We start from the raw sequence: 15,235 nt of genomic DNA on the forward strand, positions 1-15,235 counted from the left end.
ACTAGTCTTCGTCTAACTCCATATCGATACCTAAGGCACGAATCTCTTTCAACAATACGTTGAATGATTCCGGCATACCCGGTTCCATTTGGTGTGTGCCGTCTACGATGTTTTTGTACATCTTCGTACGACCGTTCACGTCATCCGATTTAACCGTTAACATTTCTTGTAAGGTGTAAGCGACACCATATGCTTCTAATGCCCAAACCTCCATCTCACCGAAACGCTGACCACCGAACTGCGCTTTACCACCAAGTGGTTGCTGAGTAACAAGACTATAAGAACCTGTTGAACGCGCGTGCATTTTGTCGTCAACTAAGTGGTTCAATTTGAGCATATACATATAACCTACGGTTACAGGACGCTCGAATTTCTCACCGGTACGACCGTCAAATAATGTAATCTGACCTGAAGTCGGTAAGCCACCTAATTCTAATAAGCCTTTGATTTCGCTTTCATGCGCACCATCGAATACCGGAGTTGCAAGCGGTAAACCTTTACGTAAGTTTTCTGCTAAACGCAATACTTCTTCATCAGTAAAGGTGCTTAAGTCTACTGATTGTGAACCCTGGCCTAAATCGTATGCTTTTTGGATATACTCACGCAATTTCGCAACAGATTGTTGTTGTTTAATCATTGCATTAATTTGGTCACCGATACCTTTCGCCGCTAAACCTAAGTGCGTTTCTAAGATCTGACCGATGTTCATACGTGAAGGTACGCCCAGCGGGTTCAATACGATCTCAACCGGTTGGCCGTTTTCATCGTACGGCATATCTTCAACTGGGTTGATTTTCGAGATAACACCTTTGTTACCGTGACGACCCGCCATTTTATCACCCGGTTGGATTTGACGACGAACCGCTAAGTAAACTTTAACAACTTTTAACACGCCCGGTGCTAAATCGTCACCTTGGATAATCTTGTTGCGTTTAATTTCAAGTTTACGTTCGAACTCTTTACGTAATTCTTCGTGTTGTTCCGCAAGCTGTTCTAATTGATTTTGTTTCGCTTCATCATCTAAGGTTTGTTCTAACCATTTCTCACGAGAAACTTTATCTAATTCAGCTTCTGATACGCCACCTTCAACTAATAAGTTGCGAACACGTGTGAATAAGCCAGCTTCTAAAATTTCTAACTCTTCAGTTAAATCTTTCTTCGCTTCTTTAAGTCGCATTTCCTCGATTTCTAATGCACGTTTATCTTTTTCAACGCCATCACGAGTAAATACTTGAACGTCAATAACCGTACCTGAAGTACCGTTTGGTACACGTAATGAAGAATCTTTAACATCAGATGCTTTCTCACCGAAGATTGCACGTAAAAGTTTTTCTTCCGGTGTTAATTGGGTTTCACCTTTAGGCGTTACTTTACCTACTAAGATGTCGCCGCCTTTAACTTCCGCACCAACGTACACGATACCTGATTCATCAAGTTTACTTAATGCTGATTCGCCCACGTTCGGAATATCCGCTGTGATTTCTTCCGCACCAAGTTTAGTATCACGCGCCACACAAGATAATTCTTGAATGTGGATTGTCGTGAAACGATCTTCTTGTACCACACGCTCAGAAACTAACATTGAGTCTTCGAAGTTATAACCATTCCATGGCATGAATGCCACACGAATGTTTTGACCTAATGCTAACTCACCTAAGTCTGTTGAAGGACCGTCCGCTAAGATCTCACCACGCGCTACCGGCTCACCTAAATTCACACAAGGAATTTGGTTGATACAGGTATTTTGGTTTGAACGGGTATATTTAATTAAGTTATAGATGTCGATACCTGCTTCGCCCGGAATCGTTTCATCTTCATTTACTTTCACTACGATACGAGAAGCATCAACACGTTGTACGATACCACCACGTTTCGCCACAATCGCTACACCTGAGTCAAGTGCGATTGGTTTTTCCATACCAGTACCAACAAGTGGTTTATCCGCACGTAATGTCGGAACAGCCTGACGTTGCATGTTCGCACCCATTAACGCACGGTTCGCATCGTCATGCTCAAGGAACGGAATTAACAGCTGCCGCAACAGAAACTACTTGTTGTGTTGAGATATCCATATAGTGAATATCTTCCGGTTTGTATAAACCTGACTCACCGTGTTCGCCACGACAAGTTACGTAAGTATCAGTAAAACGGAAGTTCTCATCTAAGTTTGAGTTAGCCTGCGCGATAACATAGTTACCTTCTTCGATTGCCGATAAATACTCGATATCTTCGGTTACTTGACCGTTTACCACTTTACGGAATGGCGTTTCTAAGAAACCGTAGTTATTAGTACGTGCATATACTGAAAGTGAGTTGATCAAACCGATGTTTGGACCTTCAGGGGTTTCGATCGGACATAAACGACCATAGTGAGTAGTATGTACGTCTCGAACCTCAAAGCCTGCACGTTCACGGGTTAAACCACCCGGACCTAATGCCGAAATACGACGTTTATGGGTAACCTCTGAAAGCGGGTTATTTTGGTCCATAAATTGCGAAAGTTGTGAAGAACCGAAGAACTCTTTCACTGCCGCAGAAATTGGTTTCGCATTGATTAAATCTTGCGGAGTAATGCCGTCTAAATCACCTAATGATAAACGCTCACGCACAGCACGCTCTACACGCACTAAACCAATACGGAATTGGTTTTCAGCCATTTCGCCTACTGAACGAATACGACGGTTACCTAAGTGGTCAATATCGTCCACTTCGCCACGACCGTTACGGATTTCGATTAATTTCTTCATCACGCCGGTAATGTCGTCATTACTTAAAATTCCTGAACCTACGCCTTCTTCAAGATTTAACGAACGATTGAACTTCATACGACCAACCGCTGATAAATCATAACGGTCTGCTGAGAAGAACATATTGTCAAATAACGCTTCTCTTGCTTCTTTTGTCGGTGGCTCGCCCGGACGCATCATGCGATAGATTTCTACTAGTGCACTTAAGCGGTCATAAGTTGGATCAACACGTAAGGTTTCAGAAATATATGGACCGTGATCTAAGTCGTTAGTAAATAATACTTCGATCTCTTTGTAACCTGCTTGCGATAATTTCGCTAACATCTCCATTGAGATTTCCATATTCGCCGGACAAACTAATTCGCCGGTTGAAAGATCAACATAATCTTTCGCGCAACTTTACCTACGATGTACTCTACCGGCACTTCGATTTGTTTAATTTCGTCTTTTTCTAATGTACGAATATGACGTGCGGTAATACGACGACCACGTTCAACATACACTTTACCGTTCGCTTCAATATCAAACGCAGCAGTTTCACCACGTAAGCGTTCCGGCACCAACGTCATTAATAATTTATTATCTTGGATTTCAAAGTTCACTTTATCGAAGAACATCGATAAGATTTCTTCGGTCGTGTAACCTAAAGCACGTAAAATAATCGTTGCCGGTAATTTACGGCGGCGGTCGATACGTGCATAAAGATTGTCTTTCGGGTCAAACTCGAAGTCTAACCAAGAACCACGGTAAGGAATAATACGTGCGTTATAAAGCACTTTACCTGATGAGTGGGTTTTACCTTTGTCAGAATCGAAGAATACGCCCGGACTACGGTGTAACTGAGATACGATTACACGCTCAGTACCGTTAATCACGAATGTACCGTTATCGGTCATTAATGGGATTTCGCCCATATACACGTTTTGTTCTTTAATGTCTTTTACCGTACCGGTCGCCGCTTCACGGTCAAAAGTCACTAAACGTAATTTTACGCGTAATGGTCTTGCATAGGTTGTACCACGAATTTGACATTCACGAACGTCAAATACCGGCTCACCTAATTCGTAAGAAACGTATTGTAATTCAGTGCTTCCGTTATTGCTTACAATCGGGAACACAGAACGGAATGCCGCTTCTAAACCTTGTTGTCCATCTGAATCTCTTTGAATGAATTTTTCGTAAGAATCAAGCTGAATTGTTAATAGATAAGGTACGTTAAGAACTTGTGGACGTTTACCAAAGCTCTTACGAATACGCTTTTTCTCGGAATATGAATATGCCATTGCTAGATAGCCTTCTGATTTTCTTATTTGGTTGAGGTTACACAATCCACTCGAAAAAACTCGGTTGGAAGTGGCATTAAAATGTTGTACGAGGTGTCATTTTCCAATCGCCTTACTTGAGTCAAAAATCACTACTGCAAGCGGTCAAATTGGGTGGGGTTTTTACAAATTTAGCTTATTAAAATGACAAAATAAGCTAATGCTTCCAAGCACAAAAGGCTGACGGAGTTATAGCCGTCAGCCGGAATGCAAAAATGGTTGGTAATTATAGCAGAGATTCGCAATTTTGGTCAATCCTGTTGCAAAAAATGGGAAAATTTTGACCGCTTGCAATGATAACGCCTAAAAGCATTTTTCTCGTCTAAAGAACACTCTCTTGCTAAACCGTAAATCTGCACCTTCACCGCCTAATAAAAATGAAAAAGCCAACGATTTCTCGTTGGCTTTTTCTGAACTTGAAGTTCTGGAAAAGTTAAATCAAAAATTATTTGATTTCTACTTGTGCACCAGCTTCTTCTAATTCTTTCTTAAGTGCATCAGCTTCAGCTTTAGAGATGCCTTCTTTTAATGCTGCTGGTGCAGATTCAACTAAGTCTTTAGCTTCTTTTAAGCCTAAACCAGTTGCACCACGTACTGCTTTGATTACAGCAACTTTGTTTGCACCTGCGTTAGCAAGAATTACGTCGAATTCAGTTTTCTCTTCTGCTCGTCATGCGCCTGCTCGCTGGAGTCGCCTGCTACTGCTGCCATTGCTGAAACACCGAATTTTTCTTCCATCGCCGCGATTAATTCAACGATTTCTGATACTGATTTTGAAGCGATCGCTTCGATTAATTGTTCGTTAGTTAATGACATGACAATCAATTCCTAAAGTAAATAAGTTGTTAAACGAGTTAAGAAGTTTTCTGCTAAAAATTATGCGGCTTCTTGTAATTTGTCGCGTAATGCCGCAAGAGTGCGAACAAGTTTGCCTGCCGCAGCTTCTTTCATTGTGCCCATTAAACGTGCAATTGCTTCTTCGTAAGTTGGTAATGTAGCTAAGAATTCTACATCTTGTACTTTACCTTCAAAGGTCGCACCTTTAAGTTCAAACTCTTTATTTGTTTTCGCAAATTCAGTGAATAAACGAGTCTGCCGCGCCCGGGTGTTCGTGAGAGAATGCGATAAGAGTCGGACCAGTAAACGTATCTTTTAAGCACTCGAATTCTGTGCCTTCAACCGCACGACGTAATAAAGTATTACGTACAACACGCATTGTTACACCAGCTTCACGAGCAGATTTACGTAACTCAGTCATTTTCTCAACTGTTACGTCGCGAGAATCCGCAACAACAGCTGAAAGGGCACCTTTGGCGGCTTCGTTTACTTCAGCAACAATCGCTTGTTTGTCTTGAAGATTTAATGCCATTGGTTTTAGCTCCTGATACACTCCACCAAAGTGGAATTTACAAAAAACCTCAAAAAACTCACCGCTTGCATCGCAAGTAGCAATCTTCTGAGCCTAAGGTGTCCAGAAGCAGAAAATTCTGTCTGTTCACCATCTACGTAGGTTTTGATTAAGAATAAGAAAACTTATTCACCTACGGTCTTGGACGGGGCTTAGATAGGCTAAGCACCATCAGCTTGCTCTCGCAAGTTAAGGTCGCAAATTATACAATAATCTACGACCTTGTAAAGTTTTAACTTCTGTTAGAAATTAAAGTGATGCTTGATCAACAGCAACACCAGCACCCATAGTTGTAGAGATGCTTACTTTCTTGATGAAGATACCTTTAGCTGTTGTTGGTTTAGCTTTGTTTAACGCCGCTAATAACGCAACTAAGTTATCTTTTAATTGTTCAGGTGAGAAGTCTGCTTTACCGATAGTTGTATGGATAATACCATTTTTGTCGTTACGGTAACGGATCTGACCTGATTTAGCATTTTTAACTGCTTCAGCAACGTTTGGCGTTACAGTACCAACTTTCGGGTTTGGCATTAAGCCGCGTGGACCTAATACTTGACCTAATTGACCTACAACACGCATTGCATCCGGAGAAGCGATAACAACGTCAAAGTTCATTTCGCCTTTCTTGATTTGCTCTGCTAAATCTTCCATACCTACTAAATCAGCGCCTGCCGCTTTAGCCGCTTCTGCGTTCGCGCCTTGTGTGAATACTGCTACGCGAGCTGTACGACCTGTACCGTGTGGTAATACTGTTGCACCACGTACGTTTTGGTCTGATTTACGAGGGTCGATACCTAAGTTCACCGCTACGTCTACGCTTTCAACGAATTTAGCTGTTGCGAATTGTTTTAAAACTGCGATCGCTTCGTTGATTTCGTAAGCTTTAGTAGAATCTACGCCAGCTTTAATTGCTTTCATTTTTTTAGTCAATTTAGCCATTGTATTATTCCTCTACGATTAAGCCCATTGAGCGAGCTGTACCAGCGATTGATTTCATTTTAGTTTCGATAGTCGCACCAGTCATATCTGCTTGCTTTAGTTTCAGCGATTTGACGTAATTGCTCTTGAGTTACTGTACCCACTTTATCTTTGTTCGGTTTACCTGAACCAGATTTGATACCTACAGCTTTTTTAAGTAATACTGTCGCCGGTGGAGTTTTAGTTACGAAAGTGAATGAACGGTCTGCGTAAACTGTGATAACAACAGGGATTGGTAAACCTTTTTCTAAGCTCTCAGTACGAGCGTTGAATGCTTTACAGAATTCCATGATGTTAACACCTTGTTGACCTAATGCAGGACCAACTGGTGGTGAAGGGTTAGCCATACCAGTCGCAACTTGCAACTTAACGTATGCTTGGACTTTTTTTGCCATTTTTAAGTTTCCTCTAAGTGGGTAATAACGCCGAAAATCGGCTCCCCTGTTACACAAAAAACGAGTTAGCAAGCCAACTCGTATAGATTGATTATTCTAAATAAATTGCGATCATTTTTCAAGCAAAACTATTTGGAATAATAAAATTTTATTGCTGAAAAATTCATATGTACTATAAAAGATACATTACAAAATGAAACAAGCGGTCATTTTTTAAAATTTTTTGCAAAAATCAGGTAAAAATAAACCGCTTACTTTCAGCTAGATTCTGTATAAAAAACAATTACGATTGTTTTTCTACCTGGCCGAACTCAAGTTCAACCGGAGTTGCACGTCCGAAGATAGATACAGACACTTTTAAGCGGCCTTTTTCGTAATCCACTTCTTCAACCGTACCGGTAAAGTCTGCGAACGGACCTTCGGTGACACGAACATTTTCGCCCGGTTGATATTCGTTACGATCACGTGGTTTTTCCGCCGTTTCTTGAACACGATTTAAAATACGATCCGCTTCGCGTTTAGAAATCGGTGCAGGTTTATCCGCTGTACCGCCGATAAAACCCATTACACGCGGCACACTTTTTACTAAATGCCATGTGTCGTCATTCATTTCCATTTGTACTAACACGTAGCCTGGGAAGAATTTACGTTCGGTACGGCGACGTTTACCACCTACGTTTTCAACAACTTCTTCAGTCGGCACTAATACTTCGCCGAACTGATCTTCCATTTGGTGTAACTTGATATATTCACGCAATGTTACTGCAACACGGTTTTCAAAACCTGAAAATGCTTGTAATACATACCAACGCATTTTTGTTACTTCTGTATTTTCTACTTCGCTCATCTTAGAACCTTAAATTTGTTAAAAACGTAACCAACGTAACGATAATAGAGTCGATACCCCATAATACTAACGAAACCACCACACACATTGCTAACACAATTAATGTAGTTTGGGTCGCTTCTGGGCGAGTTGGCCAAATAATTTTTCTAAGCTCTGTACGAGATTCTTTGATAAAGCCAATCGCTTTTTGACCTTGGTTAGTGATTGCTGCAAGTACAACCGCACCAACGATTAATACGACAAGTAATAATACGCGTACAACTAATGAAAAATGCGATGCAAAATACGCATTACCAATCGCGACTACAGCAAGTAATGCAATCGCGACAAACCATAATGCCCCGTTTACACCCTTACTTTTAACGCCCTTTTCTTCGATCTGTTCAGGGGCTTTCTTGTTAATCTCAGTTGCCATATAAAACCTAAATATTGTAAAAAAGAGAACTATTATTTTGAAAAGCGTTGGATTCTAACATTTTTAGCCTTACTTGCCACGATCTTTTGTGAAATTTTATCCAAAAAATCTAAACACTGTTCCTGATTAACAGTTTTATCGGCAATTCCACAATGCGATCTTTTTCCGTCACCGTTTCTTGTGTCAGTCTTGCGAGTAATTGCTTACCGGCAACTTTGCCCATTTGTTCATAAGGAATAGCAATCGTGGTTAAATTTGGGTAAGACACGCTACCGACATCTAAACCACCCAATCCGACTACCGCAATATCTTTAGGGACGGAAATATGTCGTCTTAACGCTTCATACAATGCACCACACGCCAATTCATCCGATAAAAAGACTAATGCATCAATATTTCCCCATTCCAAATAAGCGTCATTAAATAATTGTACGCCTGAGGAAAATGAAATGTCATCCGTAGCATACCGCACTAATTGCGGGTCTAAATGTTTACTTAATAAGGTTGTTCGCCAACTTTCCAAATAATGTTGGAAAATGGAAAGATCGTGTTTAGCCGCCAATAAACCGATTTGTCGATGGCCTTTATCTACCAAAAAATCGATCATCGTTTTCATTGCGACTTTACTGTCGATACCTACACTCATATCTATCGGTGTTGATTTTTTATGACCGATTTCAACTGTTGGTATATGGCTTTTTTTAATCCATTCCGCCGCATTTAGCGGACAATCTAAATTTAATAGTACAATTGCTTGTGGTGTATGATTAATCAGCTCTTGTAACCAAGACGGTTGATCCGCAACCAATATCACGATTTGTAATTCCAATTTCGCTAAACTTTGGCGTAAAGCCGATAAAATCAAGTTATTTTCGGTCGAAGTAATTGATGATGTCACAATCACTAAATTTTGTGAGGAAGCCGATGCAAGTTGTCTAGCGACAACATTCGGCACATAGCCTAATTCGACAACAGCCTGTTCAATCTTTTTACGTAGCGGCTCAGAAACGGCTTCAGGTGTACGTAATGCCCTTGAAACCGTCATTTGACCGACACCAACAAACTTTGCAACATCCGCTAGTGTTATTCTTCCCGATGTTTTCCTTGTTCTTGTTGATTCATTTGCCATAAGCTCTCCTCATCTTGCCAATGATCTTATCATTAAAAATTAACTTTTCATTTGGCTATATCAAAAAATCTCATCGTAATTATTTTGCAGAAAAAATAAAAAATGTTACCGCTATCACACTTTTAAAGATTGCCTGTTGATAGCGGTAACATTTCTCTCTATATTGTGCTTAAAACATATTTCTAATCCAATTTCTTTCACTATGAGGGTTTAACAATGAAAATTATGGCTGTATGTGGTAATGGTATCGGTAGTAGCTTTATGATGGAAATGAACATCAAAAAAGTCTTGAAAAAATTAAATGTGGAAGCAGAAGTCGGTCATACGGATCTTGCCTCGGTAACAGCAGATGATGCGGATATTTTTGTGATGGGTAAAGATATTGCCAGCAGTGCAACCAGCTTACCAGCAGAACGCATTATTATTGTAACTAATTTAATTAGCCCGGTTGAATTTGAAGAAAAACTTACCGCTTACTTCAATCGCTAAAGCGAGGTGAACTATGGACTCTATACTTTTCTTCCTGTTAGATATTTTAAAAGTACCGTCAATTCTGGTCGGTTTAATTGCGTTAACCGGTTTACTTTTACAGAAAAAATCCTTACCGGATACCATTAAAGGTACAGTAAAAACCATTTTAGGATTTCTTGTATTAAGTGGTGGTGCAACCGTTTTATTAAGTTCGCTTACGCCTCTCGGTGGTATGTTTGAACACGCATTTAACGTGCAAGGCATTATTCCGAATAATGAAGCGGTTGTATCCATGGCAATGGAAAAATTCGGGACAGCAACAGCACTCATTATGGCATTCGGTATGGTTGCCAATATTATTGTTGCACGTTTTACTCGTTTGAAATTCGTTTTCCTGACCGGACACCACACTTTCTTTATGGCGTGTATGGTAGCGGTTATTTTAGTGGTTGCGGGCTTTGAAGGGGTTCAACTTGTCTTTACCGGTGCATTAACACTCGGTTTAATTATGGGCTTCTTCCCAACAATTGCTCATCGCTATATGAAAAAAATTACCGGTAGCGATGATGTCGCATTAGGTCACTTCGGTACTATCGCTTATGTGCTTTCCGGTGCAATCGGTCAATTAGTCGGTAAAGGTTCAAAATCTACCGAAGAAATGAATTTGCCGAAAAACTTAAGTTTCCTACGTGACAGTTCTATTTCTATTTCGCTTACGATGATGGCGATCTATGTGTTCTTAGCTCTTGCATCCGGTAACGAATATGTTTCGCAAAACTATAGTAACGGTCAACATTATGTGGTTTATGCGATTATTCAAGCGATTACTTTTGCGACCGGTGTATTCGTTATTTTACAAGGCGTGCGTCTTGTATTAGCGGAAATTGTACCGGCATTTACCGGTTTCTCCGAAAAATTAGTCCCGGATGCAAAACCGGCATTAGACTGCCCGATTGTTTTCCCTTATGCACCTAATGCGGTATTAATCGGCTTCTTAGCCAGCTTTGCCGGTGGTGTCGTCGGATTAGCGGTGTTAGGTCAATTAAATTGGGTATTAATTTTACCGGGTGTTGTACCCCACTTCTTCTGTGGTGCAACTGCTGGTGTGTTCGGTAACGCAACCGGTGGTCGTCGTGGTGCAATTATTGGTGCATTTGCACACGGCATCTTAATCACCTTCTTACCGGTGTTCTTATTACCTGTTCTCGGTTCATTGGGTTTTGCCAATACAACATTCTCTGATGCGGATTTCGGTGGTGTCGGTATCGTATTAGGCTATATGGCACAAGTATTTAATAAGGATGTGATTACTGCGATTATTGTCGGATTATTTGCTCTTTTAGTTGCTTACAACTACCTTGCTAAAAAGCCAGCAAAAGATACTGAGTAATAAGCGGTCTGATTTTCATAAAAATTTGCAAAAGTTGCATTAAAATTCAATTTTAAACATTTAAGCTAAAGCCGGTTTTCTTAAATCGGCTTTATTTTTTTGCGTAATATCACATTTTTATGAAAATATTAGTAAGAATGAGTAAAAAACAGACTGAATAATTATCTACACTTTTTACTTTCTTGATAATATAGACTCCTATTTATTTTGGAGGACTTATGAATAATCCTACTACTCTACGAGAACTTACCCTAAGGGGTATGATTTTGGGGGCGTTAATTACTGTGGTATTTACCGCTTCTAATGTTTATTTAGGACTGAAAGTGGGGATGACGTTTGCATCATCGATTCCTGCGACAGTTATCTCAATGGCTGTACTCAAAATGTTTAAGGGATCAAATATCCTTGAAAACAATATGGTACAAACGCAAGCCTCATCTGCCGGTACACTTTCTTCGGTAATCTTTGTGATTCCGGCATTATTAATGATGGGCTATTGGCAAAACTTCCCGTTTTGGCAAACCTTACTTATCTGTATTTCCGGTGGAATTTTAGGGGTGATTTTTACCGTACCGTTACGTAATGTGATGGTGGTAAAAAGTGACTTACCTTATCCGGAAGGCGTTGCCGCGACTGAAATCTTAAAAGCCGGTGATGAAAGCGATAATAAAGACAGCGGTATTAAAGAAATCGTATCCGGTGGTTTATTAGCGACTTTTGTGAGCTTTCTGACAAACGGCTTACGTGTCGTTGCCGACGGTGCAAGCTACTGGTTTAAAGGCGGTAATGCAATATTCCAATTACCAATGGGCTTCTCTTTTGCCTTACTCGGTGCCGGTTATTTAGTCGGTATGATGGGCGGTATCGCGATGTTAGTTGGTACGATCTTTACTTGGGGCGTGGCAGTACCTTACTTTACTGCAACAACACCAATGCCTGCCGATGCGGATATGATTAGCTTTGCGATGGTTTTATGGAAAAGCAATGTTCGCTTTATCGGGGTCGGTACGATTGCGATTGCGGCAATCTGGACTTTACTCGTGCTATTTAAACCAATGGTACAAGGTATGTCGCAAGCATTCCGTGCATTGAAAGATCCAGCATTACAAAATGTTGATCGTACCGCACAAGATCTGTCGCCAAAAACCATGCTTTATACCATTTTAGCGAGTATTATTTTAATCATTATCGCTTTAGTGAGCTTCTTACAACCGGTCGGTTTACCGATGGAATTAGCGTTCTTATTAGTTGTACTTTGTACGATTTTAGCGGTGGTAGTCGGCTTCTTAGTCGCGGCGGCATCTGGTTATATGGCAGGTTTAGTCGGTTCGTCCTCAAGCCCAATTTCAGGTATCGGTATCATCTCAATCGTGATTATTTCGGTAATTTTGATGATGGTCGGTAATGTTGCCGGCTTAATGGAAAATGCGGACGGACAACGTTTCTTAACTGCATTAACTATTTTCACCGCATCAATCGTCTTCTGTGTTTCGACAATTTCAAACGATAACCTACAAGATTTAAAAACCGGTTATTTAGTCAAAGCAACACCGTGGCGTCAACAGTTTGCGTTAATTATCGGTTGTATCGTCGGTGCATTAGTTATCACACCGGTATTGGAAATCCTTTACCACGCATACGGTTTTGCCGGTGCAATGCCACGTGAGGGAATGGATGCGGCACAAGCACTTTCTGCACCGCAAGCTACCATTATGATGACTATTTCCAACGGTATTTTCTCAAACAGCCTTGAATGGACTTACATTTTAGTCGGTGTCGCTTTCGGTATCTGTTTAATTATCGTGGATACCTTACTGAAAAAAGCGAGTGCAGGTCGTTTAGGTTTACCAACTTTAGCCGTGGGTATCGGTATTTACTTACCACCGGTGGTAAACGTACCGTTAATTATCGGTGCATTACTTTCTTGGTTGGTTAATCGTCATATTCAACGCTATGCAAAACGTAGTGGTAAAGATGTCGAAGCCACAAGTAAAAAAGCGGAACGTTATGGAACGCTTTTCGCGACCGGTTTAATCGTGGGTGAAAGTTTAGTCGGCGTACTGTTAGCCTTTGTGATCGCTGGTTCTGTGACTTCGGGTGGTTCTGACGCACCGTTAGCGTTAAATCTCAAAAACTGGGGCGGTATGGCAGAATTACTTGGTTTAACACTATTTGTGATCGGTTGTATTATTTTCGCTCGTCGTGTATTGCAAGCGAAAAAATAATTTTCCCTATTTTGAATTGGACGGCATCTTCGGATGCCGTTTTTTATTGTCTGACATAGCCACCACTTACCTGCTTAATTACATTCAACAATTCTAAATCAAGTAACTCGACTAATAGCGTTTCCACTTCTAATGAAATCGCCTTTGCCAACTCATCAATCGAAATCGGATCAAGACCGATATGTTCCACAATTTGTTGCTGACAAGCGGTCAATTCCGGCAATTTTTTTGCAAGATGATTGTTCTTATTCGGCACATCAGCTTTTGCAAAAAATGGGGCTTTTTCGACCGCTTGTTGCGGCTCAAACAGCACCTGTTGCCGAGGCTGATCCGGCAGTTGATATTGAATCGCCTGTAAAATATCCTCTATCGTCTCAGTTAAAAGTGCTCCTTCTTTGATCAATTTATGACAGCCTTGTGCATACGGGTTTTGTACCGAATTAGGAAGTGCAAAAACTTCTCGCCCTTGCTCCAACGCATAACGAGCGGTAATCAGCGTGCCACTATTTAATGTAGCTTCCACCACTAATGTACCAAGTGATAAACCGCTGATAATCCGATTACGACGAGGAAAATTCTCGGCAAGCGGCGGTTGATTCGGGAAAAATTCCGACACCAACGCCCCGCCGCTTTCAATAATCTGTTCCGCCAATTTTTTGTGTCTTGCCGGATAGACTTGATCTAAACCGCTACCCAGCACAGCAATCGTAATACCCCGTTCCGCTACCGCTCGCTGATGACAAAAGCCGTCTATACCGATCGCAAGTCCGCTGGTTACCGCCAAATGATGTTTAATCAGTTGCTCGCTAAAATAGCATGCCCAATATTCTCCATAGGCAGAAAAATCTCGGCTACCAACAATCGCAATTTGCGGTAAACTCAAACTGCTTACAGAACCTCTGACAAATAACACCGGTGGTGCGGTGCTGATTTGCCGTAATAAAAACGGATATTCCTCATCAAATAAGCTCAATAAATGTTGATTCGGTTGTTCCGCCCACGCTAATGCGCTCTCAATCCAACGCATTTCCGGATTGAACCAGCGTTGAATCTGTTTCTCGTTCCAACCTATTTGTTGTAATTGACATTTGTCATATTGGCAAAATTGGGCAAAATCCACTTCGGACAACAGACGAGCTATTCGTCGCGCCCCTAGTTGCGGAATTTGTAGTAATTTCAGTAAAGCGATTTGTGGCATTAATCTATTCCCTAAATGAATGATGGCTAATTAAAAGGAAACATAGACAAATAACGATTAAACAGGTAATTTAGTCAGACGTTTTATCTTATTTAGCTATGTTTTTCACAAAATAGCCCATCATAAGAAAACGAATTAATTAACCAATTTATAATTTTTTATTTTTCGATTGAGATCACAAAAAATGTCAGTTTTAGAAGTTGTACTTTACCCGGATGAAGGGTTAGCAAAAGTGTGTGAGCCTGTTGCACAGGTGGACAATGAATTAAATCAGTTCATTGATGATATGTTTGACACAATGTACGAACACGAAGGTATCGGTCTTGCCGCACCGCAAGTGGGCGTATTAAAACGTGTTATTACGATTGATATTGAAGGCGATAAAACTAACCAAGTGGTACTGATTAACCCGGAGATTTTAGAATCGAGTGGCGAAACCGGTATCGAAGAAGGCTGTTTATCGATCCCCGGTCATCGTGCGTTAGTGCCACGTAAAGAAAAAGTGAAAGTAAAAGCGTTAAACCGTAAAGGCGAAGAGGTGATTTACGAGGCGGACGGCTTATTCGCTATCTGTATCCAACACGAAATCGACCATCTCAACGGTGTGCTGTTCGTGGATCACATCTCTGCACTTAAACGCCAACGCATTAAAGAAAAAATGCAAAAACTCAAAAAACAAATTGAGCGTGCTAAGTAAAACCACTTTGTAG

9 protein-coding genes and 4 pseudogenes are annotated in these 15,235 nt (G+C 40.8%); 4 read left to right on the forward strand and 9 right to left on the reverse strand.

All coding sequences use genetic code 11. From position 1 onward, the window contains the following. Position 1 precedes the first annotated feature (1 nt). From rpoB to NYR89_RS08680, 8 genes and pseudogenes are all read right to left on the reverse strand, one after another. Positions 2–4,030, reverse strand: a pseudogene (gene rpoB / locus NYR89_RS08645) (DNA-directed RNA polymerase subunit beta). Between the two features lie 484 nt (positions 4,031–4,514). After that, positions 4,515–4,885 (reverse strand): annotated as a pseudogene (gene rplL / locus NYR89_RS08650) (50S ribosomal protein L7/L12). Between the two features lie 60 nt (positions 4,886–4,945). Further along, positions 4,946–5,438, reverse strand: a pseudogene (gene rplJ, locus NYR89_RS08655) (50S ribosomal protein L10). A gap of 288 nt (positions 5,439–5,726) precedes the next feature. Continuing rightward, a complete protein-coding gene (gene rplA / locus NYR89_RS08660; RefSeq protein ID WP_279445492.1) occupies positions 5,727–6,416 on the reverse strand; it encodes a 50S ribosomal protein L1 in 690 nt (229 codons plus the stop codon). Between the two features lie 4 nt (positions 6,417–6,420). Further along, positions 6,421–6,850: pseudogene (gene rplK, locus NYR89_RS08665) on the reverse strand (50S ribosomal protein L11). A gap of 283 nt (positions 6,851–7,133) precedes the next feature. Further along, a complete protein-coding gene (gene nusG, locus NYR89_RS08670; protein WP_279445493.1) occupies positions 7,134–7,697 on the reverse strand; it encodes a transcription termination/antitermination protein NusG in 564 nt (187 codons plus the stop codon). 1 nt (position 7,698) lies between these two features. Continuing rightward, positions 7,699–8,112 carry a preprotein translocase subunit SecE gene (secE, locus tag NYR89_RS08675; RefSeq protein ID WP_279445494.1) on the reverse strand — a complete coding sequence of 138 codons (414 nt, stop codon included), beginning with the start codon at positions 8,110–8,112 and terminating at the stop codon, positions 7,699–7,701. 109 nt (positions 8,113–8,221) lie between these two features. Continuing rightward, the gene (locus NYR89_RS08680; protein ID WP_279445495.1) at positions 8,222–9,241 is read right to left on the reverse strand and encodes a LacI family DNA-binding transcriptional regulator; all 1,020 of its coding nucleotides are present in this window, start codon (positions 9,239–9,241) and stop codon (positions 8,222–8,224) included. Positions 9,242–9,457: 216 nt separating this feature from the next. Here NYR89_RS08680 and NYR89_RS08685 point away from each other — a divergent pair, with 216 nt between their 5' ends. The 3 genes from NYR89_RS08685 to NYR89_RS08695 all read left to right on the forward strand — a co-directional run bounded on the left by NYR89_RS08685 (position 9,458) and on the right by NYR89_RS08695 (position 13,327). Further along, positions 9,458–9,730 (forward strand): PTS sugar transporter subunit IIB, encoded by a 273-nt coding sequence (locus NYR89_RS08685; protein WP_279445496.1) that lies wholly within the window; start codon positions 9,458–9,460, stop codon positions 9,728–9,730. A 13-nt stretch (positions 9,731–9,743) separates the two neighbouring features. After that, complete coding sequence (locus NYR89_RS08690) at positions 9,744–11,102, forward strand: PTS ascorbate transporter subunit IIC (protein ID WP_279445497.1); 1,359 nt, start codon at positions 9,744–9,746, stop codon at positions 11,100–11,102. 218 nt (positions 11,103–11,320) lie between these two features. Continuing rightward, positions 11,321–13,327: an OPT family oligopeptide transporter gene (locus NYR89_RS08695; protein ID WP_279445498.1), complete on the forward strand. Its 2,007-nt coding sequence runs from the start codon at positions 11,321–11,323 to the stop codon at positions 13,325–13,327. A 43-nt stretch (positions 13,328–13,370) separates the two neighbouring features. Here the strand turns inward: NYR89_RS08695 and dprA are convergent, their stop codons facing one another. Beyond that, positions 13,371–14,525 (reverse strand): DNA-processing protein DprA, encoded by a 1,155-nt coding sequence (dprA, locus tag NYR89_RS08700; protein WP_279445499.1) that lies wholly within the window; start codon positions 14,523–14,525, stop codon positions 13,371–13,373. A gap of 184 nt (positions 14,526–14,709) precedes the next feature. Here dprA and def point away from each other — a divergent pair, with 184 nt between their 5' ends. Beyond that, entirely contained in the window at positions 14,710–15,222 is a 513-nt protein-coding gene (def, locus tag NYR89_RS08705) for a peptide deformylase (protein ID WP_279445500.1), read from the forward strand. Positions 15,223–15,235 lie beyond the last annotated feature (13 nt).

This window comes from Actinobacillus arthritidis, assembly GCF_029774155.1.
Classification (GTDB): domain Bacteria; phylum Pseudomonadota; class Gammaproteobacteria; order Enterobacterales; family Pasteurellaceae; genus Actinobacillus; species Actinobacillus arthritidis.

What these genes read in the sequence shown, in the direction of transcription:
- def (WP_279445500.1), top strand. Translation starts at nt 14,710, where the DNA reads ATGTCAGTTTTAGAAGTTGTACTTTACCCGGATGAAGGGTTAGCAAAA.
- nusG (WP_279445493.1), bottom strand. Translation starts at nt 7,697, where the DNA reads ATGAGCGAAGTAGAAAATACAGAAGTAACAAAAATGCGTTGGTATGTA.
- rplA (WP_279445492.1), bottom strand. Translation starts at nt 6,416, where the DNA reads ATGGCTAAATTGACTAAAAAAATGAAAGCAATTAAAGCTGGCGTAGAT.
- NYR89_RS08695 (WP_279445498.1), top strand. Translation starts at nt 11,321, where the DNA reads ATGAATAATCCTACTACTCTACGAGAACTTACCCTAAGGGGTATGATT.
- NYR89_RS08690 (WP_279445497.1), top strand. Translation starts at nt 9,744, where the DNA reads ATGGACTCTATACTTTTCTTCCTGTTAGATATTTTAAAAGTACCGTCA.
- secE (WP_279445494.1), bottom strand. Translation starts at nt 8,112, where the DNA reads ATGGCAACTGAGATTAACAAGAAAGCCCCTGAACAGATCGAAGAAAAG.
- dprA (WP_279445499.1), bottom strand. Translation starts at nt 14,525, where the DNA reads ATGCCACAAATCGCTTTACTGAAATTACTACAAATTCCGCAACTAGGG.
- NYR89_RS08685 (WP_279445496.1), top strand. Translation starts at nt 9,458, where the DNA reads ATGAAAATTATGGCTGTATGTGGTAATGGTATCGGTAGTAGCTTTATG.
- NYR89_RS08680 (WP_279445495.1), bottom strand. Translation starts at nt 9,241, where the DNA reads ATGGCAAATGAATCAACAAGAACAAGGAAAACATCGGGAAGAATAACA.